Source organism: Vibrio sp. 10N.286.55.E10, from assembly GCF_002872555.1.
GTDB classification, from domain to species: domain Bacteria; phylum Pseudomonadota; class Gammaproteobacteria; order Enterobacterales; family Vibrionaceae; genus Vibrio; species Vibrio crassostreae.
Map to the genome: position 1 here is coordinate 20,858 of NZ_MCSD01000012.1, position 17,634 is coordinate 38,491.

Below are 17,634 nucleotides of genomic sequence, written 5' to 3' on the forward strand. Positions count from 1 at the left end.
ATGTCTGCAAAGACAGTTTGAAGAAAAGGAGCATTTATGCTCCTTTTTTTGTGCCTGTAAGAAAATGCTAGGCCGGATGCTCAGAATATCATCTGGCTTTTTCTGATAGGAAATATATCTCCTAATAAAAATAGTTTATACTACGCCCGCCTATAGCGTTTTCAGCGTTTGGCAATCAACCTCTCAAGAGATTACAGTCACAGATGTCGGCCAATAGGTCGCGACTATTCAAAGGCGGATTTGGTCTTAATTCGGCGTATGAACGCATACAAAGAGTCACCATCCTAAGTCCCTTTTCACTAGTCGCGATTGGTAATGTCTTGAGTCATTATTCACTTAATCTAAAGTCTGACTTTAGAGCTAAGGATATACAATGTTTGAAAAACCAGTTGTAAAATCGTTCCAGTACGGTAACCACACCGTTACTCTAGAAACGGGCGTAATTGCACGTCAAGCTACCGCTGCTGTAATGGCGACTATGGACGATACATCAGTATTCGTTTCTGTTGTTGCTAAGAAAGAAGCTGTTGCAGGTCAAGACTTCTTCCCTCTAACAGTTAACTACCAAGAGCGTACATACGCTGCGGGTAAAATCCCTGGTGGTTTCTTCAAGCGTGAAGGTCGTCCTTCTGAAGGCGAAACGCTAACAGCTCGTCTGATTGACCGTCCAATTCGTCCACTTTTCCCAAGTGCGTTTAAAAACGAAGTTCAAGTTATCGCTACGGTTGTTTCTATCAACCCTGACGTAAACCCAGACATGATCACTATGATCGCAACGTCTGCTGCACTTGCTATCTCTGGTGCTCCATTCAATGGCCCTATCGGTGCTGCACGTGTTGGTCACATCGACGGCGAACTTGTTCTTAACCCATCAAATACTGAGCTTGAAAACTCTAAACTAGACCTAGTTGTGTCTGGTACAGAAGGCGCAGTACTAATGGTTGAATCTGAAGCAGATAACCTATCTGAAGAAGAAATGCTTTCAGCTGTTGTTTATGGTCACGACCAACAACAAGTTGTAATCAAAGCAATCAACGAGTTTGCTGCTGAAGTGGCAACTCCAGCTTGGAACTGGGAAGCGCCAGCAGTTAACACTGAGCTTAAAGCTCAAGTTGCTGAACTTGCTGAAACACGTTTATCTGACGCGTACCAGATCACTGAAAAAATGGCTCGTTACGAGCAAGTTGGCGCAATCAAGAACGACGTTGTTGAAGCTCTAATCGCACAAGACGAAAACCTAGATGAGCGCGAAATCCGCGGCATGCTTGGTTCTCTAGAGAAAAACGTAGTACGTAGCCGCATCATCGCTGGCAACCCACGTATCGATGGCCGTGAAAAAGACATGGTTCGTGCGCTAGACGTACGTACTGGTGTTCTTCCACGTACACACGGTTCTTCTCTATTCACTCGTGGTGAAACTCAAGCACTTGTTACTGCAACGCTTGGCACACAACGTGATGCTCAAATCATCGATAGCCTAATGGGTGAGAAGAAAGACAACTTCCTTCTACACTACAACTTCCCTCCATACTGTGTAGGTGAAACTGGTTTCGTTGGTTCTCCTAAGCGTCGTGAAATTGGTCACGGTAAGCTAGCTAAGCGTGGTATCCAAGCAGTAATGCCTTCTGTTGAAGAATTCCCATACACAGTTCGTGTTGTATCGGAAATCACTGAATCTAACGGTTCTTCTTCAATGGCTTCTGTATGTGGTACATCTCTAGCTCTTATGGATGCTGGTGTTCCAATCAAAGCTTCTGTTGCGGGTATCGCAATGGGTCTTGTTAAAGAAGGCGACGATTTCGTTGTTCTTTCTGACATCCTTGGCGACGAAGATCACCTAGGTGACATGGACTTTAAAGTAGCAGGTACTAATGCTGGTATCACTGCACTTCAAATGGACATCAAGATCGAAGGTATCACTAAAGAGATCATGCAAATTGCACTTAACCAAGCGCAAGGTGCACGTAAGCACATCCTTTCTGTAATGGATGAAGCTATCTCTGGTGCTCGTGAAGATATCTCTGAATTTGCTCCACGTATCCACACAATGAAAATCAGCTCTGATAAGATCAAAGATGTTATCGGTAAAGGCGGCGCAGTTATCCGTGCTCTTTGTGAAGAAACTGGTACTACAATCGAAATCGAAGACGATGGCACAATCAAGATTGCTGCTACTGAAGGCGCAGCTGCTAAAGAAGCTATCCGTCGTATCGAAGAGATCACAGCTGAAGTTGAAGTTGGCCGCATTTACCAAGGTAAAGTTGCTCGTCTAGCTGACTTCGGTGCATTCGTTACTATCCTTCCAGGTAAAGATGGTCTAGTACACATCTCTCAAATCGCTGACAAGCGCGTTGAGAAAGTGTCTGACTACCTAACTGAAGGTCAAGAAGTTCCTGTTAAGGTTCTTGAAATTGACCGTCAAGGCCGTGTACGTCTAAGCATGAAAGAAGCAGTTGAAACGCCAGCTGAAGGCGAAGCACCTGCTGCTGAGTAATTCTCAGTGTGTCGATGGTGATATCGCTTTTTAGTGATTTCTAACCTATCGTCAACAAAGCATGTTATAAAGGGGAGCATATCGCTCCCCTTTTTTATTGCGGTCATAACAGGAGTAATTATTTGTGAAATGGTTTCAAACCGCGAGTATGTGTTTACTGCTTGTACTAACAGGTTGTGCGACAACATCAGATAACGCCTCACGTTGGGTTTATCCACCGATGGCTGTGCCACTGCAACCAAGCGTTCAGCAAGAAGTTCAAATTGCACGTCTTAGTCAGTTATTACAGCGCCCAGATTTGAACGATGAAGTTCGAGCTAAGATGCTGTTTGAACGGGGTAACTACTACGACAGTGTTGGCCTGCGTGATCTCGCGCGTCTCGACTTCAACCAATCTCTTTCATTGAACCCAGCTCAACCTGATATCTTCAATCTTTTGGGTGTTTACTTTACGCAGGTAGGGGAGTTTGATGCGGCTTATGAATCTTTTGATTCTACGTTAGAGCTTGATCCTGCAAACTCTTACGCAGAAAGAAACCGTTCTATCGCGCTTTATTATGGCGAACGTTACGACTTAGCTAATGAAGAGATGATGAAGCACTATGCCGATGATCCTAGCGATCCGTTTCGCGCTCTGTGGTTGTACATCATTCAGCATGAGCTAACGCCAGAGCAAGCTAAGCTTGATTTACAAAAACGTTACGAGAGTCGCGATGAGCAGTGGGGCTGGGTATTAGTCGCGATTATGCTTGATGACATTACTGAAGAGCAGGCTTTTAAGGCGATCTTAACCGGTACTCGTGACAACACGTTACTAGCGCAGCGTCTAACAGAGACGTACTTCTACCTTGCTAAGCGTTACCATATGAATGGTGACTACGCGAATGCGATCTCTTTGTACAAGTTGTCAGTCTCTTTCAACGTGTATGAATATGTAGAGCACCGTTACTCTTTCTTAGAGCTAAGCCGTATCTTCACCACGCTTAAAGCCGAGCACTTAGCACAAGTTAAGTTAGCTGAGGCTGAAGAAGAAGCCAGCGCTAAGTAAGCAATACATTTTGACTCCGAGAAGCCGCTGCCTGTCAGCGGTTTTTTATGCTCTTCATCTCGTTTTGATTGCTTTTTATTTAAACAATACTAAAATAGTTAGCCTTGCTAACTAAATGCCATTTTTTGATTGGGTGAGTATGCTAAACCAGAATTTAGAAAAGATTGAGCGCTTCGCTTCAAAGATATGGCGAACTCAGGTAAATGAAGACCCTATTTGCCAATTGAGCTTCAATGAGTATGACTATTTGAAGGTCATTCAATCTTCTCCTGAACCGATCCGATTGACTGATCTTGCGATTGAGATGCAGGTGACCAAGCCTTCAGCAACCACTATGGTTCAGAGACTAGAGAGAAAGGGGCTTGTTGAGCGTAAAGCTTCGCTCGAAGATGCGAGGTCTAAGTTGGTTGTACTGACCAGCAAAGCTGAAGTCGGCTTAGAAGAAGAAAGTAAGATCTATCAGGTCATGGCACAAATACTGGAAAGTCGTTTGTCTGAGCAAGAATCTCAGCAGCTAAACCTATTATTAAATAAAGCTTTGAAGTAAATAATTTAGATATTTAGTTAGCCTTATTAACTAATTTTTCGAGTCATATCTTGTTGATATGCGACTCACAAATGAAAGTAGAGTAAGAAATGAGTAACTCAATTAGTCGTCAGTTTTGGCGATACACAATCCCTACCGTGGCAGCCATGTTGGTTAATGGCCTGTACCAAGTGGTGGATGGCATTTTCATTGGCCGCTATGTGGGGGCTGATGGACTTGCAGGTATCAATGTTGCGTGGCCTGTGATTGGTTCGATTCTCGGTATTGGTATGTTGGTGGGCGTGGGTACCGGTGCACTGGTCTCGATTCGCCAAGGTGAAAAAGATACTCAAGGCGCTAAGCAGATCTTAGCAACGGGCTTAACCCTGTTGTTAGCGATAACGCCTATTGTCTCCGCATTGCTGTTTTTGTTTGCTGATAACTTCTTGCTTTGGCAGGGCGCTGAAGGGCGAGTGTATGAACTTGGCTTGCAGTACTTACACATTCTTATTGGTGCTAGTGTCTTCACGCTAGGTTCGATCGCGATGCCGTTTCTACTGCGTAACGATGACAGCCCTAATTTAGCGACGATATTGATGATCGTTGGTGCTGTGATTAATATCGTACTCGATTACCTGTTTATCGCTCTGTATGGTTGGGAGTTGATGGGCGCGGCACTAGCAACAGCTATCGCACAATTTGTGGTAACGGGCTTAGGTCTGGCTTACTTCTTTTCACGTCGAGCAAATTTACGCTTACGTTGGAATGAGTTACGACTGAAGCTATCGGTTATCCCACAGATCTTCGCCATTGGTACATCAAGCTTCTTTATGTACGCTTATGGTTCGATGATGGTGGCGCTGCACAATGCGTTGTTCTCCCAATATGGCGACCAGTTGATGATTGGTGCTTACGCGATTTTGGGCTACATCGTGACGGTTTATTATCTCACGGCTGAAGGTATCGCCAATGGCATGCAACCTTTGGTGAGCTACAACCATGGTGCGCGTAACCAAGCGAACATTCGTAAGTTACTTAAGATTGCGATGCTGAGTTCGGTATTGATTGGTGTGGCGTTCGTGCTGCTTCTGAACGCATTCCCACGTGAGTTTGTATCAGTCTTTAACTCGGACGAACCTCAGTTAGTTGAGTACACAGTATTAGGTATTCGACTACACATGTTTGCATTGGCGCTTGATGGTTTCTTAGTGGTAGCGGGCGCTTATTACCAAGCGGTAAACAAGGGCAGCAAGGCGATGTTTGTAACGATAGGCAATATGCTGATCCAGTTACCTTTCTTGTACATTATGCCTAAGTTGTACGGTGTGCCGGGGATCTGGATTGCATATCCACTGTCTAATATCGCGTTGAGCGCGGTGGTAATGGTGATGCTCTACAAAGACGTAAAGAAGCTCGACGCCTCGCCGATGGAAACCGCAACGGCATAGGTCGATTTTCTTGAGACGAACTAAAAAGGTCTAGCATGTGCTAGACCTTTTTCGTTTTGAAAATCGCTTCGTTTTGAAAATAGTATTTAGATGTTTTTGACGTCTAAACCTGCAAGCTGATGCCAGTAGCCATTACATTGTCGGCTTTCAATCTTCATCGGGTTTTGACCTTGTTCGTTCGCTCTGAAGTTATTGATCTCAGAGAAGGTATCAACGCCGAGTGGGCTTAAGCGAACCACATCAACCAGGTCGTGCATGTTCGGCAAATCATTGACTAGGTTGTAGCAGTAGCCTGATTGGGTCTGGATACCATTAAGGTTGAATACTGATTGGCCTTCTTGGCTTTCTACTTGTAGCCCTGTTGGGTACTTGATACAGCAGGTTTCGCAATCGTCTTTAGCTTTGTTTTCAGCGCGAGCGGTAAAGCAGCGTGCTGAGTAAGCAAGCGGTAGGTAGCCGTGGCTAAATACTTCTACTTCGAACTTATTACGAATATTGAGCTCTTCGCACTGGGTCATTACGTTACTTAACCATTCGCGAGAAAGCTCAACCGGCATACACCAACGCGTCATACCTTGTTTCAAGAACAGGTTCAGGGTGCGTGCGTTGTAGGTGTTCACCGCAGGACCAACCACGAAAGGGACTTTGCTTTCGCTGGCCAGTTGAATTGCAGACACGTCGTTTGCTTCAATCGCGAAGTCACCGTTATCGATGTACTTCTTCATGATGTTGACTTCACTTGGCGCTTCGAGCAACGCCATGGTCGACAGTACCACTTGCTTACCTGAAGCAGACAGCTCTTTAGCGATGTCCATCCAGTGTTTTGCTTTCATCTCACGACGCTTTGAACACACGGCTTCACCGAGATATATGATATCAGCAGAGCTTGATTTCGCTTGCTCATAGAAGCTTTCAACGTCTTGTTTTGGCCAAAAATAAAGTAGAGGGCCTAATGCGTATTTCATTGAGTTCTCCATTTGGCTCTATTGCCATTTACGATGATAAGCGCCAAGCGTGGTTTGTGTACCTTCCGATACATTCGCCAGTGTCGCATTCCAAGCTTGTTCTACTTGGTATTGTTCAGGGTTTGCTAAGTAGCGATCAATAGCAGCGCGCCACGTACGAGTAACTTGCTCTACATAAGCAGGGCTACGCTGACGACCTTCAATTTTCACTGAAGCAACATTGGCAGCGAAAAGCTCTGGCAGCATTGATAGCGTGTTTAGGCTGGTTGGTTCTTCAAGTGCGTGATAGCGCTTACGTTCACCATCGATCTCTGCTTCAAAGCGGCCTTTACACAGCGTTGGGTAACCTGCGTTCTCACCTGCTTCATATTTATCGATAAGGATTTCGTTCAAGCGAGATTCGAGGCCTGTTTCTGTTTCTTGCCAGCGAACGTATTTCGCAGGAGAGCAAGCGCCAACCGTATTTGGTGATTCGCCAGTCATGTATGAAGAGAGGTAGCAACGACCTTCTGCCATGATGCACAAACTACCGAAAGCGAATACTTCAAGGTCAACGTCAGAAGTGATATTACGAGAAAGCTGTTTGACCTGATGGATCGATAATACACGCGGCAGTACCACACGCTTAACATTGAAGTTTTTATGGTAGAAGTCGATAGCAGCGGCATTGGTCGCTGATGCTTGTACCGATAGATGCAGTTCTAGATCTGGATATTTGTTTGCTGCGTACTCAAGCACCGCGATGTCTGCGATGATCAGTGCATCGACACCTAGCGCAGCAGCGTTGTCTACGGCATTGGTCCAACGGTCGAAGCCATTTGGGTGAGCAAACGTGTTTAGGGCAACATGAATTTTCTTGTTGTGGTCATGCACATACTGCACAGCACGATCGAGCTTTTTACCCGCAAAGTTTAGGCCTGCAAAGTGTCGGGCATTGGTATCGTCTTTGAATCCGATATAGACAGCATCCGCACCACAATCAATAGCGGTTTTCAAAGCAGGTAAGTTACCCGCTGGGCATAAGAGTTCCATTTGCTCACTACCAGTAGAATTGAGTTGAAGCGAGCATTTTATGAAGAATTGTGAATGACGGAATTGATGTAAGGCAGGTTTAGATGGATAAATCTGCTTTTACTCCGTTTGAGGTACTGACGAGTGACCGTTTTACATGTTGGCTTGGTTTAAATATGAGGTACTTGAATCGGTTAGTTAGTTCTTATGACGGCGGTTTTGGGCAAACAACTCTTCGACATCTTGTTTTGGTTGCGGACGGTAGAAGTGGAAGCCTTGAATCGAACTACAGTTGAGATTAGACAGCAGAGTCGCTTGCTCACTAGTTTCGACACCTTCAGCAACCACAGTTAAATCGAGAGACTTACCCAGGTTGATGATGTTTTCAATTACGGTGATTTGCTTTGGTAGGGTATCGATATCGGAGATGAAAGCACGGTCTATCTTTAGCTCATCAATTGGGAAGCGAGCAAGGTAAGACAGTGAAGAGTAACCAGTACCAAAATCATCGATGGAGAGAGCAAAGCCAAGTTTCTTGATGGCGTTAAGCATTTGAAGTGTGTGTTCACTATCACTCATCACCGCGCTTTCCGTTAGCTCAAATGTAATCGCACTTGGGTCTAGTTCTGTCGAACGCAGCAGTTTTTCCATGTAATCAATCAGTTTCGGGTTCCCAAACTGTTCAGGAGAAAGGTTGATTGCCACACGGCCAGGTAGGATCCCCTGCATCTTCCAGCGTTTAACTGTTGCGAATACTTCACGCATCACCACACGACCAAGCTGCTCGATAAGACCTGCACGTTCTGCAACTGGGATGAAAGCAGCAGGGCTGATGTAGCCTTCGACAGGGTGTTTCCAACGAACTAGAGCTTCTGCTCCGTTGATGGTGAAATCACGGGCATTTACTTTTGGTTGGTACCAAACCTCGAGTCCATTTTGTTGCAGCGCTTTCTGAAGCTCAATCTCCAGCCACAGTCGCATACGCGCTTCTTTGTTCATCTGTTCGTTGAACTTGATCAAGCGGTTGCGACCACGATCTTTCGCTTCATACATTGCTGTGTCTGCATTTTGCAACAAGATACGAGCATCAGTACCATCTTGAGGGAAGTTCACGCTACCAATCGAGCAGGCCAAGCGTTTACTGAAGTGGTGAAGATCGAAGGGTTGATTGATCAGGGAGATGATCTTTTCAGCGAGCATTTCAGGTGTTCGCTGATGTTCAGGTTCTGGCAGGATAATACCAAACTCATCCCCGCCTAAATGCCCAATCACAGCCTTACGGGGCAGTAAGCGTTTAAGGCGTGAAGCGACCTCTTTAATCACCTTGTCACCGATGTGATGACCAAGTGAATCATTGATATTCTTAAAGTTATCAATGTCTAAGTAGAGCATCACCACTGGCGTATCGTTGTGAATGAACTGCTCAAGACGCTTTGTAAACCCAACTCGGTTATAGAGCTTAGTCAGTGCGTCGATGTAGGCATCTTCACTGTTTGCCGGTGTATATTGTTTTGCGGTTTCTTGTGCGTCTTGGATAAGCACCAACTGAGTATTACTTCCAAGAACAGTGGTGGAGTCGATGTTGAGCTGAACCTTACGTTCAAAGCCGCATCGGGCACCCGTTAAGCAAACCAAACCAGACTCAGAAATAATAGAAGTGAGGTTATTATTGAAAACTGTTTTGGTTTGTTCATCGATAAATAGGCGTCCCAATTCTTCGCCAATTAACTCTGTGGTTGAGTTAAAGCCAAGCAAGCGAGCTGCTGCTGGGTTGGATGACAAGATGTAGTCACTTTCAACGAGCAGTAATCCGTCTGGGAGTAGTTGAGATAGCTTGTGGAATTTAGCTTCGGATTCTTCTAAAGAACGGACAAGTACTTGGTTTTCTGATGTGTCGAAGGCGTGAAAGACGATGTAGTCGGTTTTGTTGCCATTGGTAAGCGGAGATAGGCTGAAATGAAGGCTGGTATCGAGGTCAGTTTCGTTAAGGGTGACTTCGGCCTCAATCGTTTCGCCACTGAATGCACGCTCATAGTAAGGCTTAAGATGTTGGTAAAATTGTTCGCCCAATGTTTGGCGGTCATTCATGCCTGCAAGCTCTGTTTGACTCAAACCAGCAATATCGCAGTAACGCTCATTCACCATAAAATAGTTATGTTGAGCATCAAGTACTGCAAAAAAGAACGGACTATTTGCAGTTAGCTGGGTAAACCAATGTTGTAGTTGCTGGGGAGGCATCAAAGTACTACCAATTCTCCAAGAGCTTGAATATTCACTATCGATAAATATTTATTACTTTTTGTGTGGCTATCGATATTTACCTGTGAGTGCAGCGATCCGCTGTAATTCTCATTACCTGAGTTACTATAACTGTGATTTTCAGGATATTAAAGGTCGAGCATCAAACAGAAGTTAATTTGATACATAACAGTAACTGAGATCTTAACATCATCTATGATGCATTCCATATTATTGACAAAGTTACGGATAAGTCACGTGATAAACAAGATTCGCACTCAACTAGTTCAAAATGCCGCATCAATTTTGCGATCTCCAGTCCAGTTATTGCCTAAAACAGTACAAAAAAGAGCCTTGTTGGAGGCGCTTAAGAATGTCTTTAAGGAAGCTTTAGAGGACGGTGACTTTGAGTTCTTAGAAGATAAGTGGCTTAAAGTCTCAATAAAAGATATGGGGTTAAGTTGGTGTATTAGTTACAAAAATGAGCAACTAGTTGTAGCTGATAAAGAGGTGGCTGAAGATGTAAGCTTTAGCGGGAATCTTAATGACCTTGTGTTGATTGCGGGGCGTAAAGAAGATCCAGATACGCTTTTCTTCCAACGTAGACTGTCTATTGAAGGCGATACCGAGCTTGGTTTAGAAGTCAAAAACTTGATGGATAGCGTAGATTTGGACTTATTGCCGACTCCTATGAAAACTTTGTTAAATCAATTAGCTGATTTTGTGCAGAAGGGAGTACAATCCCCAGATACACAAAGTGAGGTAATGAATGCTTATTCGAACTGAAGCACCGGCAGATATACTTGTCATTGATCGTTTATTGAAATCTGTTTTTGAAACAGATGCAGAAGCTAATTTGGTTATGAGCCTGCGTGAGAATAGTCATTTAACGCTATCGCTGGTGGCTTGTTCTGACGAAGGCGAGGTGGTTGGTCACCTGATGTTTAGCCCTATCACGCTTAAAGGTGACGATCACAATTGGCAGGGGCTTGCACCGCTTGCTGTGAAAGAAGAGTTCCGCAACCAAGGCATTGCTAAATCACTGGTTGAAGATGCTTTCTCTACTTTGGTTGATTTTGGTTACCCAGCCTGTGTTGTGCTTGGTGATCCTGCCTATTACGGCCGCTTTGGTTTCAAGGCTGCGAGTGAGTTTGGTTTGAGCTGCACTTGGAATGTGCCAGAGGGAGCCTTTCAAGCTATCGAGTTAGTTGAAGGTGCGCTTGCTGGGCATTCTGGTGAGATTGCTTACAGTCCTGAGTTCAATGACTTATAAGCCCATTTCCCACGCAATATGATGCAAACTGATTTAGTCTAAATAAAGGAGCTTGATGCTCCTTTATTTTTTGTTAGTATCAGCCCAGCTCTGATGAGCTCGTTTTTAACTTCGCTCTAATAAATCGCCCACTATAAACCTAAGGTTACACCGCTAGATATGTCACAAACACACGCACAATACCTGCAAGAGATGGGCATTAGCCAATGGGAGCTTAGCCACCCAGAGCGTTTAGCGGGTTATGAATCTGAATTGATGCCACTCTCAAATGACTGCAAGCTACTGTTGGTTTCGCCTGAAAAGCCTCAGGAAGATCTCGCCGTGATGTTTGAACGAGTACTCAAAAGTATCAAGCTCGACTTATTTCAGGCATTACACATTCAGCCTCAGCACCTATCTTCGGTGGATTTAGGGGCGGTTGAGTGGGTGTGGTTTGCGGGGTGTGAGCCGACTCAAGAGCTGAAGGCTAAAACATTACAATCGCCATTACTGTCTGACATTAACGGTAATAACCAACATCGCCGCGACTTATGGCAACAAATTTGTGCTTATGACTAATCAATTTTTACCGACTTCACAACAACACCTAGACGCCATTTGGCAGATTGAGCAGGCCGCACATTCTCATCCTTGGTCTGAAACCATGATTCGAGATCTTGAGAGTCGAGGCGCTTGTCATCATGTTCTCGAAGTCGATGGGCAAGTGGTCGGGTACTTCTTCGCGCAAAACATCGTTGGTGAAGTCACGTTACTTAATATAGCGGTAGACCCAAGCCAACAAGGCAAAGGGTATGGTAAAGCGTTAACTGAACATTTCCTTGATATATGCGAACAAGCTGACGCGGAAAGCGCTTGGCTAGAGGTTCGCGAAAGTAATGTGAATGCGTTTAATCTTTACGAAAAAGCGGGCTTTAATGAAGTCGATCGTCGTCGTAACTATTACCCAACTAAGCAAGGCAACGAAGATGCGATCATTATGAGCTATCTTTTTATGTCTTTTAGCTAGTCATCTTGTCGCTTTTCGCTAAGCAGAGAATAAGCGACAAAATAGGGTGTAAACTGACCCTTTAGAAAGTGACACGCTTTCTGTATAATCTGCACACAGAATTCAAGGGCAAGTATTATCTACTTGCCCTTTTTACGCTTTAGATCAGCAAAGGGCGACTATGTCTTTCCAACAAGAAGTGAGCAAACGTAGAACGTTTGCGATTATCTCTCACCCGGATGCGGGTAAAACCACGATTACTGAAAAAGTTCTTTTATTCGGAAACGCGATTCAAAAAGCGGGTACCGTAAAAGGCCGTGGCTCTAACCAGCACGCTAAATCTGACTGGATGGAGATGGAAAAAGAACGTGGTATCTCGGTAACTACGTCGGTAATGCAATTCCCATACAATGATTGCCTAGTAAACCTATTAGATACTCCAGGACACGAAGATTTCTCGGAAGATACGTACCGTACGCTAACAGCGGTTGACTCTTGTTTGATGGTTATCGATGCTGCGAAAGGTGTCGAGGATCGTACTCGTAAACTAATGGAAGTAACACGTCTACGTGATACGCCAATCGTAACGTTTATGAACAAACTTGACCGTGACGTTCGTGACCCAATGGAAGTGCTTGATGAAGTTGAGAGCGAGCTAGGTATGGCTTGTGCTCCTATCTCATGGCCAATTGGTTGTGGTAAAGAGTTTAAAGGTGTTTACCACATTCACCGTGATGAAACGATCTTATATGAATCAGGCCATGGCCATGAGATCCAAGAAGTTCGCATCATCAAAGGTCTAGATAACCCAGAGCTAGATGAAGCGGTAGGCTCTGATCTTGCGGAAAGCGTACGTGAAGAGCTAGAGCTTGTTATCGGTGCTTGCCCTGAGTTTGACCACGAACTGTTCCTTGCTGGTGAACTAACGCCGGTTTACTTCGGTACCGCATTAGGTAACTTCGGTGTTGACCACATGCTTGATGGTCTAACGAAATGGGCACCTGCTCCTCAAACGCGTCAAGCGAACGAGCGTGATGTTGAAGCGACAGAAGAGAAGTTCTCTGGTTTCGTCTTTAAGATCCAAGCAAACATGGACCCTAAACACCGCGACCGTATCGCATTCATGCGTATCGTATCAGGTACTTACAACCAAGGCATGAAGATGAACCATGTTCGTACTGGCAAGAACGTAAGTATCTCTGATGCGGTAACCTTCATGGCGGGTGACCGTGCACGTGCTGAAAAAGCATACGCGGGCGATATTATCGGTCTGCATAACCACGGCACAATCCAGATTGGTGATACCTTCACTCAAGGTGAGAGCCTTAAGTTCGCTGGTATTCCTAACTTCGCACCTGAGCTATTCCGTCGTATTCGCCTACGTGATCCACTGAAGCAGAAGCAGCTTCTAAAAGGCTTAGTTCAGCTTTCAGAAGAGGGCGCAGTACAAGTATTCCGTCCTATGCAGAACAACGACCTGATCGTTGGTGCAGTTGGTGTACTTCAGTTCGACGTGGTTGTAGCGCGCTTGAAAGCGGAATACAACGTAGAAGCTATCTACGAAGGTGTTAACGTTGCAACAGCTCGTTGGGTTGAATGTGATGACGCTAAGAAACTAGAAGAATTCAAACGTAAGAACCAATCTAACCTTGCGCTAGATGGCGGTGACAACCTGTCTTACATCGCACCAACTATGGTGAACTTGAATCTAGCTTCTGAACGTTTCCCTGAAGTTCAATTCCGAGCGACGCGCGAGCACTAATTACTCCGCGCTCTATTCGAGTTAAACAAAAACGTCTATTGTTCTGCAATAGGCGTTTTTTAATGCGTTTTATTTAAGGTTCAAAAGCTGAGGTTAAAGGCAAGTATGTTGGGTTGGATAAAAACTTGGATTAAGAAATACGATAAGTGGTGTGAAGAGCTTGGCTTAACGCCTGAAAATAAGCGTAGCTGTGTACCTTATCGTCGTGACCTTCAAGGCCAGAAAGCAGAGAATGGAAAATATGACACAGCAAATAAGTGACTTTCCGCTGTTTGATACTCATTGCCATGCGGATTTTGAGGCGTTTGAGCAACATATTGTAATTGATCAGGGAACTACACTTGATCAAAGTATTGATCGCTACCTTGAAGAAGCGAAACAAGCCCAAGTTGAGAAAATACTCATCCCTTCTATAGGCCAAAATAACTGGCGTAAGCTTGAAAAAATTGCGCAATCCTACCCGAATGTTTATTACGCGCTAGGCTTCCATCCTTACTTTTTAGAGCAAGCGGATGAGGTGCAATTTGAAGAACTTCGCCAATTACTCTCTTCAAAAAACAGCCAATGTGTCGCGATAGGTGAGTGCGGACTCGACTTCTTTGTGGGCGTCGAAAGGGAAAAACAAGAGCGTTTTTTTGTCCAGCAAATGGAGCTAGCTAAGACCTTTGAGTTGCCTTTAATCATCCATGAACGGAAGTCTTACAACCGACTGATCGAGTTAATAAAGCAGCATAATTTTACTTTTGGTGGGGTGATTCACGGTTTTTCAGGGAGTGAACAGCAAGCTTTAGCGTGGATCAAGCTCGGTTTCTATATTGGCGTCGGTGGAACGATAACTTACCCAAGAGCGCAAAAAACACGCACAACTATCGCAAAATTGCCCCTTGAATGCTTGGTATTGGAAACGGATGCTCCGGACATGCCGGTGTACGGAAACCAAGGAAATGTTAATCATTCCAAATATTTAGTTACGATATTAAATGAACTTATTTTGCTTAGAAATGAGACAAAGCAATCGGTTGCAGCGCAAATATGGCAAAATAGCCATCGCACATTCGGTATATGTGAATAAAATCGAGGGTTTTTGTTTATCGTTTGCGTAAATTGCATTGAGCTTGTGATTTAGCTCACATTTGTGTGTGAATGGTACATGAATCTTGTACGAAAGTGTGAGGATGGCATTACTTTATTAGTGGTCGCATGAGTATAATTGCCTCCGCTTTATAGCCCCATTTTGTAACACGCCAATAAATAACTAATAAGGAAGTCATAAACTATGAGCCTGTTTATGAGCCTCGTCGGAATGGTTGCACTGATTGCAATCGCAGTACTACTATCTGACAACCGCAAAGCTATTAATCTAAGAACAGTGGGTGGCGCTTTCGCTATCCAATTCGCACTTGGTGCATTCGTACTTTACATCCCTTGGGGTCGTGATCTACTTGCAGGTTTCTCTGCTGGTGTAGCAAACGTGATCGACTACGGTAAAGACGGTACCGGTTTCCTATTCGGCAGCCTAGTTAACTTCTCAGTTGACGGTATCGGTTTCATCTTTGCTTTCCAAGTACTACCAACTCTGATTTTCTTCTCTGCACTTATCTCTGTACTTTACTACATTGGTGTAATGCAAATTGTAATCAAAGTTCTTGGTGGTGGTCTTCAGAAAGCTCTAGGTACTTCTCGCGCCGAGTCTATGTCTGCAGCAGCAAACATTTTCGTTGGTCAAACAGAAGCACCTCTAGTTGTTCGTCCTTTTGTTCCTAAAATGACTAACTCTGAACTATTCGCAGTAATGTGTGGTGGTTTGGCTTCTGTAGCTGGTGGTGTACTAGCAGGTTACGCATCTATGGGTGTACCTCTAGAGTACCTAGTTGCAGCGTCATTCATGGCAGCACCTGGTGGTCTACTATTCGCTAAAATCATCAAGCCTGAAACAGATACGCCAGACGACAACATCGCTGACGAAATGGACGGTGGCGATGACAAACCAGCTAACGTTATCGACGCAGCAGCAGGTGGCGCATCAGTTGGTCTACAACTAGCTCTTAACGTTGGTGCAATGCTACTAGCATTCATCGGTCTAATTGCTCTAATCAACGGTATCCTAGGTGGCATCGGTGGTTGGTTCGGTATGGAAAACCTAACTCTAGAACTTCTTCTAGGTTGGATCTTCGCACCGCTAGCATTCATCATTGGTGTTCCATGGGAAGAAGCAACTATCGCTGGTTCTTTCATTGGTCAGAAGACAGTTGTTAACGAATTCGTTGCATACCTAAACTTCGTACCATACGTTGGTGAAAATGCTCAAGTTGTTGCAGCAACTGGTCAAGTGATGTCTGAGAAGACTCAAGCTATCATCGCATTCGCACTATGTGGTTTCGCAAACCTTTCTTCAATTGCGATTCTTCTTGGTGGTCTAGGTGGTATTGCACCAGCTCGTCGTCACGACATCGCTCGTATGGGTGTTAAAGCGGTTATTGCTGGTACTCTATCTAACCTGATGGCAGCAACAATTGCTGGCTTCTTCCTATCTTTCTAATCAAGTAGATTTAGATATATAGACGCCATAATAATATCGCCCCGTAGCAAGAAATTGCTGCGGGGCTTTTTTGTTTTTAGGCCTAGTGATTTTTAGTATGAGCACGAGCGATGCTGGGATTCAATAATGGGTCTAGAATGTTTTTTTGAGATACAAACCGTTTGCGTTCTAAGGAGCACTACAATTTATTGATGGATACCTATAATGTATAAGCTAAAGGGATAGGATGTCTCTGTTGGCAAGAAAGTAACCTCGAAATCAACTCGAACGTTATTCTTCTGGGATTAAGCCAAAATTAGCGATACGCTATAGATGTTAGACACAACATGACTGATTTGTTGTGCCATAGACCAAACTGGTACTGTGCGGTGACAAGGATTGCAATTGGTAGCGAAAGTTATCAAGTCTTCAAGGAACCAAGTCCGTTCATTTGTGACTACTGAGCATTACTAAAATATCCATCTATACTGGATGGATGGCGAAGTAGTTAACTATTTGAATATATTGATCGGAGATAGAAATGAGCGATTTAAAAGCAGCAGCTCTACGTGCACTTAAACTTATGGACCTAACTACGCTAAATGATGACGATACTACTGAGAAAGTAGTGGCGCTTTGTCATGACGCGAAGACTGCAGTAGGCAACACAGCTGCAATCTGTATTTACCCTCGCTTTATCCCAGCAGCTAAGAAAGCGTTGCGTGAGCAAGGTACTCCAGAAGTACGCATTGCGACTGTAACTAACTTCCCTCATGGTAATGACGACATCGAAATTGCTGTTGCAGAAACAAAAGCAGCGGTAGCGTACGGCGCAGACGAAGTTGACGTAGTATTCCCATACCGTGCTCTTATTGCTGGCAACGAAGAAGTTGGCTTTGAGCTAGTTAAACAGTGTAAAGCAGCTTGTGGTGACATTACGCTTAAAGTGATCATCGAAACAGGTGAACTGAAAGAAGAAGCACTGATCAAGAAAGCTTCTCAAATCTGTATCGAAGCTGGTGCAGACTTCATCAAAACTTCAACAGGTAAAGTGCCAGTAAACGCGACTCCAGAATACGCTCGCATGATGCTTGAAGTTATTCGTGACATGGGCGTTGCTAAAACAGTTGGTTTCAAACCAGCTGGTGGCGTTCGTACAGCTGAAGATGCTCAAGCTTACCTAGCAATGGCTGATGAGCTACTAGGCGCTGAGTGGGCAGACAACATGCACTACCGTTTTGGTGCTTCAAGCCTACTGACTAACCTTCTTAATACATTAGAAGTGACAGACCAAACTGCTGATCCAGCAGCATACTAATTTACTCGTCATATTTGACGCCGCAGCGTTGTTGACTGCGTAAGTTCA

General features: G+C 44.5%; 16 protein-coding genes. 13 read left to right on the top strand and 3 right to left on the bottom strand.

What is annotated here, in order from left to right; translation table 11 throughout:
• The first annotated feature begins 373 nt into the window (after nucleotides 1-373).
• The 4 genes from pnp (at nucleotide 374) to BCV39_RS08925 (ending at nucleotide 5,516) form a co-directional block, all read left to right on the top strand.
• Nucleotides 374-2,494: a polyribonucleotide nucleotidyltransferase gene (gene pnp / locus BCV39_RS08910; protein ID WP_060982624.1), complete on the top strand. Its 2,121-nt coding sequence runs from the start codon at nucleotides 374-376 to the stop codon at nucleotides 2,492-2,494.
• A gap of 124 nt (nucleotides 2,495-2,618) precedes the next feature.
• Nucleotides 2,619-3,542 (top strand): lipoprotein NlpI, encoded by a 924-nt coding sequence (gene nlpI, locus BCV39_RS08915; RefSeq protein WP_048658156.1) that lies wholly within the window; start codon nucleotides 2,619-2,621, stop codon nucleotides 3,540-3,542.
• Nucleotides 3,543-3,681: 139 nt separating this feature from the next.
• Entirely contained in the window at nucleotides 3,682-4,089 is a 408-nt protein-coding gene (locus BCV39_RS08920; protein ID WP_009847536.1) for a MarR family transcriptional regulator, read from the top strand.
• 89 nt (nucleotides 4,090-4,178) lie between these two features.
• Nucleotides 4,179-5,516, top strand: coding sequence for an MATE family efflux transporter (locus BCV39_RS08925; RefSeq protein ID WP_055319586.1), 1,338 nt, complete (start codon nucleotides 4,179-4,181; stop codon nucleotides 5,514-5,516).
• A gap of 86 nt (nucleotides 5,517-5,602) precedes the next feature.
• Here BCV39_RS08925 and BCV39_RS08930 read toward each other — a convergent pair whose 3' ends face one another.
• The 3 genes from BCV39_RS08930 to BCV39_RS08940 all read right to left on the bottom strand — a co-directional run bounded on the left by BCV39_RS08930 (nucleotide 5,603) and on the right by BCV39_RS08940 (nucleotide 9,730).
• Nucleotides 5,603-6,481, bottom strand: coding sequence for a U32 family peptidase (locus BCV39_RS08930; RefSeq protein ID WP_008218800.1), 879 nt, complete (start codon nucleotides 6,479-6,481; stop codon nucleotides 5,603-5,605).
• Nucleotides 6,482-6,499: 18 nt separating this feature from the next.
• Entirely contained in the window at nucleotides 6,500-7,513 is a 1,014-nt protein-coding gene (locus BCV39_RS08935; protein WP_017068227.1) for a peptidase U32 family protein, read from the bottom strand.
• Between the two features lie 177 nt (nucleotides 7,514-7,690).
• Complete coding sequence (locus BCV39_RS08940; RefSeq protein WP_048658152.1) at nucleotides 7,691-9,730, bottom strand: bifunctional diguanylate cyclase/phosphodiesterase; 2,040 nt, start codon at nucleotides 9,728-9,730, stop codon at nucleotides 7,691-7,693.
• Between the two features lie 216 nt (nucleotides 9,731-9,946).
• Here BCV39_RS08940 and BCV39_RS08945 point away from each other — a divergent pair, with 216 nt between their 5' ends.
• The 9 genes from BCV39_RS08945 (at nucleotide 9,947) to deoC (ending at nucleotide 17,586) form a co-directional block, all read left to right on the top strand.
• The gene (locus BCV39_RS08945) at nucleotides 9,947-10,516 is read left to right on the top strand and encodes an SCP2 domain-containing protein (protein ID WP_086775327.1); all 570 of its coding nucleotides are present in this window, start codon (nucleotides 9,947-9,949) and stop codon (nucleotides 10,514-10,516) included.
• A complete protein-coding gene (locus BCV39_RS08950; RefSeq protein ID WP_102433383.1) occupies nucleotides 10,500-11,003 on the top strand; it encodes an N-acetyltransferase in 504 nt (167 codons plus the stop codon). The genes BCV39_RS08945 and BCV39_RS08950 overlap by 17 nt, the downstream gene beginning before the upstream one ends.
• Nucleotides 11,004-11,162: 159 nt before the next feature.
• Nucleotides 11,163-11,561 (top strand): DNA polymerase III subunit psi, encoded by a 399-nt coding sequence (locus BCV39_RS08955; protein ID WP_102433382.1) that lies wholly within the window; start codon nucleotides 11,163-11,165, stop codon nucleotides 11,559-11,561.
• The gene (gene rimI, locus BCV39_RS08960; RefSeq protein ID WP_102433381.1) at nucleotides 11,554-12,009 is read left to right on the top strand and encodes a ribosomal protein S18-alanine N-acetyltransferase; all 456 of its coding nucleotides are present in this window, start codon (nucleotides 11,554-11,556) and stop codon (nucleotides 12,007-12,009) included. Before BCV39_RS08955 ends, rimI begins: the two co-directional genes overlap by 8 nt.
• Nucleotides 12,010-12,169: 160 nt before the next feature.
• Nucleotides 12,170-13,750, top strand: a complete 1,581-nt coding sequence (gene prfC, locus BCV39_RS08965; protein WP_048658149.1) for a peptide chain release factor 3 — start codon at nucleotides 12,170-12,172, stop codon at nucleotides 13,748-13,750.
• 105 nt (nucleotides 13,751-13,855) lie between these two features.
• Complete coding sequence (locus tag BCV39_RS23060; protein WP_157933150.1) at nucleotides 13,856-14,011, top strand: DUF5363 family protein; 156 nt, start codon at nucleotides 13,856-13,858, stop codon at nucleotides 14,009-14,011.
• Nucleotides 13,992-14,822: a TatD family hydrolase gene (locus BCV39_RS08970; RefSeq protein ID WP_102433380.1), complete on the top strand. Its 831-nt coding sequence runs from the start codon at nucleotides 13,992-13,994 to the stop codon at nucleotides 14,820-14,822. The genes BCV39_RS23060 and BCV39_RS08970 overlap by 20 nt, the downstream gene beginning before the upstream one ends.
• A gap of 204 nt (nucleotides 14,823-15,026) precedes the next feature.
• A complete protein-coding gene (locus BCV39_RS08975; protein ID WP_060982613.1) occupies nucleotides 15,027-16,289 on the top strand; it encodes a NupC/NupG family nucleoside CNT transporter in 1,263 nt (420 codons plus the stop codon).
• Nucleotides 16,290-16,809: 520 nt separating this feature from the next.
• Nucleotides 16,810-17,586 carry a deoxyribose-phosphate aldolase gene (deoC, locus tag BCV39_RS08980; RefSeq protein ID WP_102433379.1) on the top strand — a complete coding sequence of 259 codons (777 nt, stop codon included), beginning with the start codon at nucleotides 16,810-16,812 and terminating at the stop codon, nucleotides 17,584-17,586.
• Nucleotides 17,587-17,634 lie beyond the last annotated feature (48 nt).

Excerpts from the sequence above, each read along its gene's own strand:
- BCV39_RS08950 (WP_102433383.1), top strand. The coding sequence starts at position 10,500 with ATGCTTATTCGAACTGAAGCACCGGCAGATATACTTGTCATTGATCGT.
- BCV39_RS08935 (WP_017068227.1), bottom strand. The coding sequence starts at position 7,513 with ATGGAACTCTTATGCCCAGCGGGTAACTTACCTGCTTTGAAAACCGCT.
- BCV39_RS08920 (WP_009847536.1), top strand. The coding sequence starts at position 3,682 with ATGCTAAACCAGAATTTAGAAAAGATTGAGCGCTTCGCTTCAAAGATA.
- BCV39_RS08945 (WP_086775327.1), top strand. The coding sequence starts at position 9,947 with ATGATGCATTCCATATTATTGACAAAGTTACGGATAAGTCACGTGATA.
- BCV39_RS08970 (WP_102433380.1), top strand. The coding sequence starts at position 13,992 with ATGACACAGCAAATAAGTGACTTTCCGCTGTTTGATACTCATTGCCAT.
- BCV39_RS08930 (WP_008218800.1), bottom strand. The coding sequence starts at position 6,481 with ATGAAATACGCATTAGGCCCTCTACTTTATTTTTGGCCAAAACAAGAC.
- BCV39_RS08940 (WP_048658152.1), bottom strand. The coding sequence starts at position 9,730 with ATGCCTCCCCAGCAACTACAACATTGGTTTACCCAGCTAACTGCAAAT.
- rimI (WP_102433381.1), top strand. The coding sequence starts at position 11,554 with ATGACTAATCAATTTTTACCGACTTCACAACAACACCTAGACGCCATT.
- BCV39_RS08955 (WP_102433382.1), top strand. The coding sequence starts at position 11,163 with ATGTCACAAACACACGCACAATACCTGCAAGAGATGGGCATTAGCCAA.
- BCV39_RS08925 (WP_055319586.1), top strand. The coding sequence starts at position 4,179 with ATGAGTAACTCAATTAGTCGTCAGTTTTGGCGATACACAATCCCTACC.
- BCV39_RS08975 (WP_060982613.1), top strand. The coding sequence starts at position 15,027 with ATGAGCCTGTTTATGAGCCTCGTCGGAATGGTTGCACTGATTGCAATC.
- deoC (WP_102433379.1), top strand. The coding sequence starts at position 16,810 with ATGAGCGATTTAAAAGCAGCAGCTCTACGTGCACTTAAACTTATGGAC.
- pnp (WP_060982624.1), top strand. The coding sequence starts at position 374 with ATGTTTGAAAAACCAGTTGTAAAATCGTTCCAGTACGGTAACCACACC.
- BCV39_RS23060 (WP_157933150.1), top strand. The coding sequence starts at position 13,856 with ATGTTGGGTTGGATAAAAACTTGGATTAAGAAATACGATAAGTGGTGT.
- prfC (WP_048658149.1), top strand. The coding sequence starts at position 12,170 with ATGTCTTTCCAACAAGAAGTGAGCAAACGTAGAACGTTTGCGATTATC.